This window comes from Micromonospora avicenniae (assembly GCF_900156065.1).
Taxonomy (GTDB): Bacteria; Actinomycetota; Actinomycetes; order Mycobacteriales; family Micromonosporaceae; genus Micromonospora; species Micromonospora avicenniae.
Genome location: NZ_FTNF01000002.1, coordinates 411,916 through 425,037 on the forward strand (window position 1 = coordinate 411,916; position 13,122 = coordinate 425,037).

A 13,122-nucleotide genomic window follows, 5' to 3' on the forward strand; every position below is an offset into this window, starting at 1 on the left:
TCGCCACCGAGGACTATGCTGCCGGAGCAACGACGCAGGCGGGTCCGTTTTGACCTGACCGCATCCGGGGTAGCGATGAGCACCATTGGCCCCACCATCAACACGGCAGCACCGACGCGCTGGAGGTTGCGTTGACCGACGACGTCCTGGTCGTGCACGGAGGCACTCCGCTTGAAGGGCGGATCCGCGTGCGCGGCGCGAAGAACCTGGTCTCCAAGGCGATGGTCGCCGCGCTGCTCGGCGACACCCCGAGCCGGCTGTTCGACGTGCCGAAGATCCGCGACGTCGAGGTGGTCCGGGGCCTGCTCGGGTTGCACGGGGTCAAGGTGACCGACGGCGAGGAGGAGGGCGAGCTCGTCTTCGACCCCGCCAACGTCGAGAGCGCCAGCACCGACCAGATCAACGTGCACGCCGGGTCGAGCCGTATCCCGATCCTGTTCTGCGGGCCGCTGCTGCACCGGCTCGGGCACGCCTTCATCCCGGACCTCGGTGGTTGCCACATCGGGCCGCGCCCGATCGACTTCCACCTGCAGGCGCTGCGCGAGTTCGGCGCCACGGTCGACAAGCGGCCGGAGGGCCTGCACCTCTCCGCGCCGAACGGCCTGCGTGGCACCAAGTTCTCGCTGCCGTACCCGAGTGTGGGCGCGACCGAGCAGGTGCTGCTCACCGCGGTGATGGCCGAGGGCGTCACCGAGCTGCGCAACGCGGCGGTGGAGCCGGAGACCCTCGACCTGATCTGCGTCCTGCAGAAGATGGGCGCGATCATCAAGGTGCACACCGACCGGGTGATCGAGATCCAGGGTGTACCGAAGCTGCACGGCTACACCCACCGGCCGATCCCGGACCGGATCGAGGCCGCGAGCTGGGCGGCCGCGGCGCTGGCCACCCGTGGTCACGTCGAGGTGCTGGGCGCCCAGCAGGCCGACATGATGACCTTCCTCAACATCTTCCGGTCCGTCGGCGGCGAGTACGAGGTGACCGACCTGCGGCCGCCGCGCGACGGCCGGCCGGGCCAGGAGGGCGGCATCCGGTTCTGGCACCCGGGCGGGGAGCTGAAGTCGGTCGCGCTGGAGACCGACGTGCACCCCGGCTTCATGACCGACTGGCAGCAGCCCCTGGTGGTGGCGCTCACCCAGGCCCGCGGGCTGTCGATCGTCCACGAGACGGTCTACGAGCAGCGGCTGGGCTACACCGAGGCGCTGAACTCGATGGGCGCCAACATCCAGGTCTACCGCGACTGCCTCGGTGGCACCCCGTGCCGCTTCGGTCGGCGCAACTTCAAGCATTCGGCGGTCATCGCCGGTCCGAGCAAGCTGCACGCGGCCGACCTGGTCATCCCGGACCTGCGGGCCGGGTTCAGCCACCTGATCGCGGCGCTGGCCGCCGAGGGCACCTCCCGGGTGTACGGCGTCGACCTGATCAACCGCGGCTACGAGGACTTCGAGGCGAAGCTCGCCGACCTGGGCGCCCACGCCGAGCGTCCGTAACGTCGGGAACCTCGAGTTCGCGCCCGGTGCACCGCGATGTGCACCGGGCGCCCTCGTTTGGCTACCCTTTCCCCGTGCCGTCGCTGTTTCGCCGTAAGCCCACCGACCTCGCCGACGAGGCCGTCACCTCGGTGACGCCCGACGAGGAGTCCGAGTCCGCCCACCCGCGCGGCTACACGCCCGCCAAGGGGCGCGAGACGCCGAAGCGGCCGAGCGTGGGCCGGCGCCCGGGCGGCGCCCCCAGCAAGCCGCTCACCAAGGAGGAGGCGCGGGAGCGTCGCCGGGAGCTGCGCGCCGAGGCGGCTGCCGAGTTCCGCCGCGAGGGCGGTCCCCGCGACCGGGGCCCCGAGCGGCTGCTGGCCCGCAACGTGGTCGACTCCCGGCGTAACGTCGGCACCTGGTTCTTCGGCGGCGCGCTGATCGTGCTGCTCGGGTCGAACGCCGCGATGCCGCCGCTGGTCCGGCTGATCTCCAACCTGCTCTGGGGTGTGCTGGCCCTCGGCGTGGTGGTCGACTCGATCCTCATCTCGCGCAAGATCGGGAAGCTGGTCCGTGAGCGTTACCCCGACACCGGCCAGCGCATGGGCTCGCTCTACCTGTACGCGATCATGCGGTCGATCACCTTCCGCCGGATGCGGACGCCGCAGCCGCAGGTCAACATCGGCGATCGGGTCTGACGCAGAGCGGCATCGCCGGGTGCGGTGACGCGGGCGAGCGACGTCCCATCACCCTCCGTTCGCGGTAGCGTACGTATGGTTCACCATGCGTAATGCGCTACCGAGATCAACGGAGTGACCCATGCCCGCTCCCCCGCTGCCCGACATCGCCGCCGCGCTGCGTCGGGAACGGGAGCGGGCCGGCCTGTCGCTGGCCGATCTGGCCCGCCGGGCCGGGCTCTCCGAGTCCACCCTCGCCCAGCTCGAGTCGACGGACGGCAATCCGGACGTGAGTACGCTCTGGGCGCTCGCGGACGCGCTCGGCGTACCGCTCGCCCGGCTGGTCGAGACGCACCCGCACGAGGTGCGGGTGATTCCGGCCGGCGAGGGTCCCCGGATCCGCTCCGAGCACGCGGACTTCGCCGGGGCCCTGCTCAGCGCCGGCTCGGCCGAGGTACGCCGCGACCTCTACCTCATCCGGCTGGAGCCCGGTGCGGTGGGCCGGGCGGAGGCGCACACCCCGCACAGCGTGGAGCACGTCGTGGTGGCCGCCGGGCGGCTGCGGGTCGGCCCCGAGTCGGAGCTGGTCGAGTTGGGCCCCGGCGACTACGCGGCGTTCCCGGCCGACACTCCGCACCAGTACGAGGCGCTGGCGCAGGACACCTTCGCGGTGCTGGTGCTGGAACACCCCTGACGCGCGCCCGGCCGACTCCGGCCGCCGCATCGACCCGGAACCGGCGCTCCAACCGCGACCGGCGCGCTCGTCCCCAGGAGACGCGGAAGCGGCGACATCCACAGTGGTGGACGATCCCGCCCAGACCCACTCGCCGGCAGGTGGAGTATCGTCGGAGGCCGGATGCGGCTATCGCCCAAAATGTCCGGAACAGTAGGATAACGTTTGAGGTAGTGAACGGTGCCACAGTGGCGTTGGGCGAGCCCACGCCGCTACCCTCCATCCGCAGCCACACCCTGCCGGAACGGCGAAGTCCGCCGGCGGGTCGGGTGCCCAGCGCGACAATTGGCAACGAGGTGACAACGCCGTGAGCGAGCGGACGCGAGCCGGCCACCGGAGCGCGGTCCTCGGCGGCCCGGCGTCCGGCGGTCACCCTGTCGCGGCCCCGGCCGGACGGCGTCGGACCGGCACCGGCACGCACCCCGGGCGAGGCGACAGGCACGCCGGATGAGCAGCCGGTACGCAGACCGGTGGCAGGACCCGGCCGAACCGTCCTGGATGGTCGAACCGACCCACGAGTGGCACCCGCAGTTCCCTGGTCAGCGTTACCCCGGCGACATCGGCGCGCAGTACACACCACCACCCCGCGGCCGGGCCGCCGTGGTCGGCCGCGCCGACGTGCCGCCGCTCGCCCCGACCCGGCCCGACGGCACGTACGTGGGCCGGTCCTGGGCCGACGAGCCGACGCCGGAGGAGGAGCCGCACGGCTGGGACCGCCGGCCGGACCGCGCCGACGGACGCCGGTACGACGACGAGCCGTACCGCACGCCGCACGCCGAACCAGCCTGGCCCGACGAGCGACCGTCGATGCGCCGCCGGGACCCGGACGGCCGCACCGAGTGGGCCGACCGCCGCTCGCGCGGCGAGGATCGCGGCACCCGGGAGAACGCCTGGGAGCGAGGGCCGACACCGGACACCCGCGCGCACCACGCCGAACGCAACCCGGGGTATCCGCCCGCCCGGCCGGTCTCCCCCGCGCCCCGCTCTCCCCAGCCGGGTTGGATGCCCGAGCCGGACGAGGAGCCGTCCCGCCGATACGACGGTGGGCGGCCGTCCGCCGGCCACGAGGGACGCCCGCCCGTCGGCGGCCGCACACGCTACCCGTGGGGTCACGCCCCGGATCGGGACCGGCGCCCGGACGACCTCCGGCACGACCCGCCCGGCCGTGCGGAGCGGCCACGCCACCCGGAACACGCCCGGCACCCCGACGACGCACGCGGCCCGCGCTACGACGACCGGCCACGCTACGAGGACGGGCCGCAGCGCCCCGCCGCGCGACCCCGCGACGACGACGAGCACCCCCGCCGTCCCGACCACGACCGGCCCGGCCGCCCGCATCACGAGGACGATCGTGCGTACGACCGTGGCGGGCATCCGCGTCCCGAGCCGGACCGGCGCGGGCAGCCCCGCGAGGCGGCCGGCTACACCGACCCGTACGCCGATCGGCGTACGCGCGAGCAGGGCCGGCCGGAGACGCACCGCGAAGGGTGGCCGCGACCCGAGCCCGAGGCACGGGCGGCGTCCTGGCCGCCGGGACCAGCGCGCCCCGGCCGGGACCCGGCACAGCGCGGCGAACCGCGACCGGAACCACGCCGGCCGGTCGAGCCCGAGGCATCGCCTCACGGCGCCGGACGGCAGGAGCTGCCGCCCCGGTACGACGACACACAACGCGCGCCCGGCCGGCCCTACCCGCCGGCCGCCGCCGCACCGGCCCGGGACATGCCGATGTCCGGCCCGCCCGTCTCGCCCGCCCCGACGGGCGGCCGACCCACGGGGCCCGCGCCGGCCGGCAGGACGTACCCGCCGACACCCGCGGCCCCACCGGCGCACCCGGCTCCCTCGCGGTCCGGCGTGCCCGACAGACCGATCTCACCCGCGCCGGCGCGACCGGTCTCGTCGGCGCCCGTCTCCCCCGCACCGCCCGGCCACGTCCCGGGGGCACCCGTCTCCCCCGCACCGGCCCGACCGGTCTCGTCGGCGCCCGTCTCCCCCGCACCGCCGGGCCACACCCCGGGGGCGCCGGCGTCCGGCTCGACCGCGCACCACAGGCCGGTCTCCGGTCCGCCGGGGAGCGGGACGCGACCCGAGTTCCGCCCCACCCCCGAGCCGCCCTCGGGCGCGCCGGCCCCGACGCGGCCCGCACCGGCTCCATCGGCCGAGGCGACCAGCCGGACGGCTCACCCCGTCCAGGGGCCACCGCCTGGACCGGCCGTCCCGCCCCGCCCGCCGTCGGCCGCTCCGCCCGCGCCGCGTACAGCGGACCGGCCCACGCCGGACGAGCCGCCGCGCCACGACGGACCATCCACTGTGGATCGAGGTGTGCCCGGCGAACGGCCGCCGGACCGGGGCCGTCCGGGCGTCGAAGGCGCTCACCCCTACCCCGGCGCACCGTCCGAGCAGCGGCCGACCGAGGGTGAACGCTCCTCCGCCGGGAGCACCGTGTCCCCTGCGGATTCAGCGGCGCCGGCCGCCCCGCCGGCACCCGGCACGCCACGGGTGTACGTCCCACCGCCCCCCTCGGGTGCGCCCGCGTACCGGCCGGAGCCCGAGCCCGCCGGTGGTTCGGACGCCTGGTTCCGCCCGGCCCGACCGACGCCCAGCGAACCCGAGTCGACCCCGTCCACCGGCCGGTCGGAGCAGGCCACCGGCCGGTCGGAGCAGGCCGCGGCGCAGCCGTCCGGGTCGGCGTCCGGCCACACCGAGGACCGGACGACGGTGCAGCCGGACCGGTCGACCAGCGACACCCCTGCGTCCTCGACTCCGAAGCCGGTCCACACCCCACCCACCCCGCATCCGCCGGCCGCGGCCCAGACGCCATCGACGGCGACGCGGCCCGTGGATCCGCAGGCATCCGCCCCACACCCGCCGGCCGCACCGGAGCCGCCCGCCACGCCCGAGCCATCGGACGACGCGTCCGCCGCCCCGCCGGTGGCCGGCCATGTCGAGACGTCGACCTCCGAACCGGAACCGCCGGCAACCGCGCCCGTCGACGCTCCGGTGAACCGACCGGCCAGTGTGCTCGACGAGCCGGTGAATCCACCGGCCGCCGGGATGGTCGACGCTCCGGTCAACCCGCCAGCCGCCCGGATGGTCGACGAGTCGGGTGTCCTGGCCGCCGATCCGATCGAAGCGGCGGCACCGGCGGCCGCCCCCGTCGACGCACCCGCACCGACGGTCGGTCAGTTCGGCACGCAGCAGGCTCCGCCGGCCGGACCGGTCGAGGCCACCACGGGGACGCCCGTGGACGTGGCGGAGGTCGACCCGGCGGACGACGTCGCGTCGGCGCCGGACGCACCGGCGGCCGCGTCGCCGAGTGCCGGACGCGAGCCAACCCGGTCGCCGATACCCGATGAGTCCGGCACCGTCGCCACGTCCGTACCGGACGAGCACAGCTCGACCTCGTCGTTCCCTGCTGACCTCGCCGCAGCGGTCCCCGACCCGGCGCAGCCCGTCTCAGCGCCGCCGATCCCAGCGCGGCCCGTCTCAGCACCACCGATCCCAGCGCCACCGGTCTCAGCGCAGCCGATCCAAGCTCAGCCGGTCTCAGCACCACCGCTCTCGGCACAGCCGGTCTCGGCGCCGCCCGCGCCGGCGGGTCCGGTCCCCGCGCCGTCAGCACCAGCGCAGCCCGTCGCGGCTCCGGCCGTACCCGGTCCGGCCGTGCAGGTGCCCGCCGTGCCGGAGCCGCCCCGCACGGCGACGGTCGTCCCGGAGCCGCCCCGCACGGCGACGGTCATCCCGGAGCCGCCCCGCACGGCGGCGGTCGCCCCCGAGGCGGTCGCCCGCGAAACGGCCGTCCCGGAGACGGTTCTGAAGACGGGCGGCACGGGGACGGGCGGCACGGAAACGGCCGGCGCTCAGACCGCCGGGGGCTTTCCCGCCGCGACAACCACCCCGCGCCAGACCTCCGCGTCACCCACCGAGCCGGACTCCTCGGCACCGGCTCCGTCGGCGAGCACGCCAGCCGGCGCGGACGACGCGGAGGTGGACGAGGCGGAGGTGGCAGCTGGCGGGCTGGATGGGACACCTCCGACCGCTCCCGCCGCCTCGTCCGCGACGGCGCCGGCCGACGCGACGGTGCCGGCCGACGCGACGGTGCCGGGTCCGGGCGGGCCCGCGCCCGATCGGGTGACACCACCGACGCAACCCGTGGCGACGCCGGCGTCCGCACCCCCGGTCACGTTCGGCCCCACGCCGCAGCCCGGCTCCGCCGCCGCGCCGGCCTCCGCCGCTTCGGCGCGTCCGGTGTCCGCGCCACCCGGATCCGTCTCGCCGCACTCGACCACTGTCGGGTCCGAGCCGGAATCCGGTCGCTCGACCGGCCCGACCGCCACGCCGGCGGCCGGACCGGTCTCCACGCCACCCACCGCGCCAGAGTCCGAGCGACCGACCGCGCCACCAGCCGGGCCAGAGTCCGAGCGACCCGCCGAACCGGCCGCCGGCACCGACGCCGCGCCCCTGACCGGCCGGGAGTCCGAGCAGCCCGCCGAACCGGCCGCCGCGCCACCGGCGTCGTCCGTGTCCGCCCCGCCCGCCGCGCCGATGGCCGCCGAGCAGGGCGACCCCGAGCAGGTGTTGGCGAGCTACCGCTGGCAGATCGACCCGGTGACGCTCCGGGAGGTCGTGGACGACCCCGAGGAGCTGCGGATCATCCGACGGCGGCTCACCGAGAAGCTGGGTACGGCCGTCGACAACCGGGCCCGCGCCCGGCTGCTCAGCCTCCGTGCCGTGGCCACCCGCGTCCTCGGGGAACTCGACGACGCCCTCGCCGACGCGCGGCTCGCCCTCACGTACGCGGAAGCGACAGGCGAGCTACGCCGGATCGCGCTCGCCCAGGCCCGGCTGGCGCAGGTGCTCCGCTGGCGCGGCGAGTTCGTGGAGGCCGACCAGCTGTTCGCCCGGGCCACCTCGCCCGAGTTGCCGGACCGGCTGCGCGCCGCGCTGCACGAGCACGCCGGACGATCCTGCGTCGACCAGGGCCGGTTCATGGAGGCCTGCCAGCACTTCGAGCGGGCGCTCGACCTGCGCGGTGCCGGGGATGCCGAGCTGCTGGCCCGGGTCCGGGTCGCGCTCGACGCGATCGCCGAGCGGGCGGCGGAGGGCTTCGGGCCGTACCCGCGCAGCCGCGACGAGGTCCTGGAGCGGATCCAACCCCCGGTGCCCGCACGCGACGGCGCGCTGTGGGGCTACACCGACCCGGAGGGCGACCTGGTCATCCCGGCCCGGTACGCCGAGACCCAGCAGTTCCGCGAGGGGCTGGCCTGGGTACGCCGGCCCGACACCGACCGCTGGTCGCTGATCGCGCTCACCGGTACCACGGTGATCCAGCCCTCGTACCTCGCGGCCCGTCCGTTCTCCGACGGGCTGGCCTGGGTGCTCCGGAACGCCGCCGAGGGCTGGCTGGCCATCGACCCGACCGGCGACGTGGTCGTTCCGCCCGGGTTCGCCGACGTACGGCCGTTCCGCCGGGGCGTGGCGGCGGTCCGGCGCGACGGTTGGGGCGCTGTCGACCGGTCCGGCCAGATCGTCGTGCCGACGAAGTACCACGGTTTCCGCACGGCCATGGCCGACGGTCGGCTCATCGACGGCTTCACCGACGAGGGACTAGCCGTGATCGAGTTGGCCGGCCGGCACGGTGTGGTGGACCACACCGGCAACATGATCGTGCAGCCGGTGCATCCGGTGCTGGTCGTGCATCCGGTCGCCTTCCTGGTGGGTACGGGCACCGGGCGGTGGGGCGCGCTCGATCGACGCGGGAATCCACTGATAGAGCCGGTGCACCGCACACCGGAGGACGTGCTCGACGAGATCGAGCGCCTGCTCGCCGACACCAACCCGGTGCTCTAGCGGGTCTACGGCGACGACCCGGCGGCCGGCGGCGGCCCGAGCAGTTCGACTGCTACCGCCCGACCGGCGGTCGCCGGCCCGCACCCCGCCAGGCCCACCCGGTGTGCGCCACCGCCGTCGGCACCCGGGCGAACCCGTGCGGACGAGGGACGACACACACCGGAGGACGGCGGGGGGGTAGGCAGCCGGAGATCAGGGTTAGGGTCGAGGTCATGGAATTCCGTCACCTGGGCCGCTCCGGCCTTCTGGTCAGCGAGATCTCGTACGGCAACTGGATCACCCACGGCTCGCAGGTCGAGGAGGACGCCGCCCTCGCCTGCGTACGGGCCGCGCTCGACGCCGGCATCACCACCTTCGACACCGCCGACGTGTACGCCGGCACGAAGGCCGAGGAGGTGCTCGGCCGTGCCCTGAAGGGTGAGCGGCGCGAGGGCATCGAACTCTTCACCAAGGTGTACTGGCCGACCGGCCCGGGCCGCAACGACCGGGGCCTGTCCCGCAAGCACATCATGGAGTCGATCAACGGCTCGTTGCGCCGGCTGCAGACCGACTACGTGGACCTGTACCAGGCCCACCGGTACGACTACAGCACGCCGCTGGAGGAGACGATGGAGGCCTTCGCCGACGTCGTGCACTCCGGCAAGGCGCACTACATCGGCGTCTCCGAGTGGAAGGCGTCCCAGATCCGCGAGGCGCACAAGCTCGCCCGTGAGCTGAAGATCTCGCTGATCTCCAACCAGCCGCAGTACTCGATGCTGTGGCGGGTCATCGAGGGCGAGGTCGTACCCACCAGCGAGGAGCTGGGCGTCGGCCAGATCGTCTGGTCGCCGATGGCCCAGGGCGTGCTCTCCGGCAAGTACCTGCCGGGCCAGCCGCCACCGGCCGGTTCCCGCGCCACCGACGAGAAGTCCGGGGCGAACTTCATCGCGCGTTTCCTCAACGACGAGGTGCTGACCCGGGTGCAGCAGCTCCGGCCGCTGGCCGAGCAGGCCGGGCTCACCATGCCCCAGCTCGCCATCGCCTGGGTGCTGCAGAACCCGAACGTCTCCTCGGCGATCATCGGCGCGTCCCGCCCCGAGCAGGTGTACGACAACGTCAAGGCGGCCGGCGTGAAGCTCGACGCCGACCTGCTCAAGAAGATCGACGAGATCCTCGACCCGATCACCGAGCGCGACCCGGCCAAGACCGAGAGCCCGGCGCAGCGCCCGTGACGCCCTCCGGTCCGGCCGGCGCGTCAGCCCGGCCGGACCGGCCCGTCAGCCCTGCCAGAAGCGGATCAGGTCGAGCCCGTCGGCGTAGAGCCAGGACGGCAGGCCGAGCACCTCGCCGACGGTGAAGACCACGTCGAAGAACCAGCCGCTGATCCGTGGATTCCACAGCAGCGCGAACAGCAGGATGAATCCGTACGGGGCGAAGAGGTCGTACATCCGGCGCCACTGCTGGTTCAGCCAGGGCTGAATCATGTTTCCGCCGTCCAGCCCCGGCACCGGCAGCAGGTTGAGTGCACTCGCCGTGAGCTGGAGGAACGTCAACAGCGCCACGCCGGCCCAGAACTCGACAGACCCGCCGGCGCCGGTGCCGACCCGCAACACCAGCACGAGCACCAGCGTGAACACCACGTTGGTGGCCGGTCCGGCGAGGCTGACCAGGGTGTGCCGCAGCCGTCCCGGAATGGCGTGCCGGTCCACCCAGACCGCACCGCCCGGCAGCCCGATGCCGCCGAGCAGCACCACCAGCACCGGCAACGCTATGGACAGCAACGGGTGGCTGTACTTCAGCGGGTTGAGGGTCAGGTAGCCGCGGTGCGCGACGCTACGGTCGCCGGCCCGGAAGGCGACGATCGCGTGGGCGTACTCGTGCAGGCAGAGCGACACCAGCCAACCGGAGACCACGAACCCGAAGACGTCCAGCCGGACGTTGCCGACCTCGTTCCAGGCGAGCACCCCGGTGGTCACGAAGAGCGCCACCAGGGCGACGAAGATGGGGCTCGGCCGGAACGCCGCCCGTGGCACGCCGAGTATCAGCGACTCCCCGCCCTGGCGCACGGTGGCCATCACTCGGCTGTGGGCAGCAGGCTCATCCGGTACTCGACCCGGTCGTCGTCGACGAGCGCGACCGAGGTGACGCCGGACGACGCGAGCTCGCGCCAGACCTGACCGATCCAGGACTCGGCGTCGGCCTGGCTGCCGAACGACTCCGCCGGGCCCTGCACCGGCTGGCCGTCCGTGCCCTCGTACCGCCAGCTCCACGCCATGCCGCGTCTCCCCTCGCCGCTGTGGTCCCCATGGGATGAACCCTCGCAAGCGTAGTCGCCCTGGCGCGCGACGGCCGCTCGCTCGCCCGTCGGGCGGTCGTACGGGCGTCGATAACCGGGTCCGCGCCTGCCGGTACGGTGGCCCGGTGCTGACTGAGGGAGTGGTGCTCAGCGATCGGTACCGGCTGAGCGAACGCGTGGCTACGGGCGGGATGGGTGCGGTCTGGCGGTGCACGGACCTGCTGCTGGAACGCGAAGTCGCCGTCAAGGTGCTGCTGTCGACCCTGGTCGCCGACGCCGAATTCGCCACCCGGTTCCGGGCCGAGGCGCGGATGCTGGCCGCTCTGCGTCACCCGGGGGTGGTCGCGGTGCACGATGTCGGTCAGGCCACGCTCGCCGACGGCACTCCGGTCGACTACTTGGTCATGGAGTACGTCGAGGGTGAACCGCTGGGCCACTGGATCGGCCGCGCCGGCCGGCTGGACGCCGCGTCCACCATGTCGGTGGTGGCGCAGGCGGCGGACGCCCTGCACGGGGCTCACGTCGCCGGGATCGTCCACCGCGACGTGAAGCCGGGCAACCTGCTGGTCAGGCCGGACGGCCGGGTGGTGCTGGTGGACTTCGGCATCGCCCGCTCGCCGGCCCTGACCGGGCTCACCGCGGCCAACATCGTGCTCGGCACCGCCCTCTACATGTCGCCCGAGCAGGGCACCGGCCAGCCGGTCTCCGCCGCCAGCGACGTCTACGCGCTCGGCGCCGTGGCGTACCTCTGCCTCGCCGGGCGGCCCCCGTTCGTCGGTGAGAACCCGCTCGAGGTGGCGCTGCGCCACCAGCAGGACGAGCCGGAGCCCCTGCCGCCGGGCACCCCACCCGCGGTCATCGAACTGGTGGCCCGGGCGATGGCGAAACGTCCGGCCGACCGGTTCGGCAGCGCCGCCGAAATGGCCAGGGCGGCCACCGAGGCGCGCCGCGCCATCCTGGCCGCCAGCCCGCACTCCGCCCGACCGCCGTGGGCGTCGACCGGCGCGACCCCTACCGCGCCACCCGCACCGGTCCACCTCTCCCAGCCGCCGCTGCCGGCCACACCGGCCGCTCCCGGCGGTACGCCTCCGCCGCCCGCCCCGGTCAGCCCCGCACATCCCGCGCCGGTCGGCCCCGTACACCCCGCGCCGTTCAGCCCCGCGCGTCCCGCGTCGCCGGCCGTGCCCGGGGATCTCACCATCGTCGGCGCGGCACCCGCCGGCCCCGGCGCCGGGCACCCGGACGCCGCTGCTCCACCGGCCGGGTCCGCGGCGCCTACCGTGTTCACCGCCACACCCGGGTTCCCGGCCCCGCCGGCCGACGTCCCGCTCGGGTTCCCGACCCCCGGGGCGGGCCCGAGCGGATATCCGACCCCCGGGGGCCCGAGCGGATATCCGACCCCGCCGGCCGGGTTCCCGGCCACACCGCCCAGCGGACCGGCCGGATTCCCGACCGGCTTCGCCGGCCCGGTCCCGATGTCGACGCCCATCGGCCAACCCGGCCCCGCCCGGTGGTCGGCCGACGTCACGCCCGTACCGCAACCGCCCCCGGCCGACACCCTCGAGAACCCGCTGGGTTCCGAGCCGACCGGACGCAGCGGCAAGCTCATCGGTGCCGGCGCGGCCGTGCTCGTGGCGCTGGCCGCGACGATCGGACTGATCACGCTGCGTCCCGGCGGCGAGCCCGGCAAGAGCGACCAGCCGCCGGCGCTGACCGCCGAGTCGGCCGCGGCGCGGGAGCCCACTCCCGTGCCGAACGCCGTCGGCACCGCCCCCGCCCGCAGCCCCGGCACCACCCCGAGCGCCACCCGTACGGCGAGCCCCGGGGCGACCGGCAACAGTCCGACCGGCCGGCCCGGCGCTCCCGAAGCGCCCGCCGGCGGGCGGACCGCCACGCCGACCGGTGGCACCGACGACCGCCCGACACCGAGCACGACCAGCAGCAGGCCCGAGAAGCCCAACCCGTACACGGCGGCCCAGGCCTGCGGCTCCGGCTACCAGGTGATCGACTCGGCGACGCTGACGGACGGCGGCGGACTCCGCCGGGGGCGCGTCTACCTGCTCTACAACGCGGCCAACGGCAACAACTGCGTCGTCACCCTCAAGGACACCGCCGTCGGCACGA

The 13,122-nt window shown here is 74.8% G+C and carries 8 protein-coding genes and 2 pseudogenes; 6 read left to right on the forward strand and 4 right to left on the reverse strand.

Features of this window, described 5'->3' with window-relative positions:
- Positions 1 to 131: 131 nt before the first annotated feature.
- The 3 genes from murA (at position 132) to BXA10_RS05170 (ending at position 2,837) form a co-directional block, all read left to right on the forward strand.
- Positions 132 to 1,487, forward strand: coding sequence for a UDP-N-acetylglucosamine 1-carboxyvinyltransferase (gene murA / locus BXA10_RS05160; RefSeq protein ID WP_076468028.1), 1,356 nt, complete (start codon positions 132 to 134; stop codon positions 1,485 to 1,487).
- Between the two features lie 74 nt (positions 1,488 to 1,561).
- Positions 1,562 to 2,164, forward strand: a complete 603-nt coding sequence (locus tag BXA10_RS05165; protein WP_076468030.1) for a DUF3043 domain-containing protein — start codon at positions 1,562 to 1,564, stop codon at positions 2,162 to 2,164.
- A gap of 121 nt (positions 2,165 to 2,285) precedes the next feature.
- Complete coding sequence (locus tag BXA10_RS05170) at positions 2,286 to 2,837, forward strand: helix-turn-helix domain-containing protein (protein WP_076468032.1); 552 nt, start codon at positions 2,286 to 2,288, stop codon at positions 2,835 to 2,837.
- A 1,724-nt stretch (positions 2,838 to 4,561) separates the two neighbouring features.
- On the opposite strand, the gene BXA10_RS31350 is transcribed toward BXA10_RS05170, so the two are convergent.
- Together BXA10_RS31350 and BXA10_RS31355 are read right to left on the reverse strand one after the other, a co-directional pair.
- Positions 4,562 to 4,975, reverse strand: a complete 414-nt coding sequence (locus tag BXA10_RS31350) for a hypothetical protein (RefSeq protein ID WP_076468036.1) — start codon at positions 4,973 to 4,975, stop codon at positions 4,562 to 4,564.
- A gap of 276 nt (positions 4,976 to 5,251) precedes the next feature.
- Positions 5,252 to 5,662, reverse strand: coding sequence for a hypothetical protein (locus tag BXA10_RS31355; protein WP_175649095.1), 411 nt, complete (start codon positions 5,660 to 5,662; stop codon positions 5,252 to 5,254).
- 1,333 nt (positions 5,663 to 6,995) lie between these two features.
- Here BXA10_RS31355 and BXA10_RS32020 point away from each other — a divergent pair.
- Together BXA10_RS32020 and BXA10_RS05195 are read left to right on the forward strand one after the other, a co-directional pair.
- Positions 6,996 to 8,723, forward strand: a pseudogene (locus BXA10_RS32020) (WG repeat-containing protein); the annotation flags it as partial.
- A gap of 212 nt (positions 8,724 to 8,935) precedes the next feature.
- Positions 8,936 to 9,934, forward strand: coding sequence for an aldo/keto reductase family protein (locus BXA10_RS05195; RefSeq protein WP_076468040.1), 999 nt, complete (start codon positions 8,936 to 8,938; stop codon positions 9,932 to 9,934).
- Between the two features lie 45 nt (positions 9,935 to 9,979).
- Here the strand turns inward: BXA10_RS05195 and BXA10_RS05200 are convergent, their stop codons facing one another.
- Positions 9,980 to 10,777 (reverse strand): site-2 protease family protein, encoded by a 798-nt coding sequence (locus BXA10_RS05200; RefSeq protein ID WP_076468042.1) that lies wholly within the window; start codon positions 10,775 to 10,777, stop codon positions 9,980 to 9,982.
- Positions 10,777 to 10,977 (reverse strand): hypothetical protein, encoded by a 201-nt coding sequence (locus BXA10_RS05205; RefSeq protein WP_076468044.1) that lies wholly within the window; start codon positions 10,975 to 10,977, stop codon positions 10,777 to 10,779. Before BXA10_RS05205 ends, BXA10_RS05200 begins: the two co-directional genes overlap by 1 nt.
- A gap of 146 nt (positions 10,978 to 11,123) precedes the next feature.
- Between BXA10_RS05205 and BXA10_RS32025 the strand changes: the two are divergent.
- Positions 11,124 to 12,431: pseudogene (locus tag BXA10_RS32025) on the forward strand (serine/threonine-protein kinase); the annotation flags it as partial.
- Positions 12,432 to 13,122 lie beyond the last annotated feature (691 nt).

What these genes read in the sequence shown, in the direction of transcription:
- BXA10_RS05205 (WP_076468044.1), bottom strand. Translation starts at nt 10,977, where the DNA reads ATGGCGTGGAGCTGGCGGTACGAGGGCACGGACGGCCAGCCGGTGCAG.
- BXA10_RS05170 (WP_076468032.1), top strand. Translation starts at nt 2,286, where the DNA reads ATGCCCGCTCCCCCGCTGCCCGACATCGCCGCCGCGCTGCGTCGGGAA.
- BXA10_RS05200 (WP_076468042.1), bottom strand. Translation starts at nt 10,777, where the DNA reads ATGGCCACCGTGCGCCAGGGCGGGGAGTCGCTGATACTCGGCGTGCCA.
- BXA10_RS05195 (WP_076468040.1), top strand. Translation starts at nt 8,936, where the DNA reads ATGGAATTCCGTCACCTGGGCCGCTCCGGCCTTCTGGTCAGCGAGATC.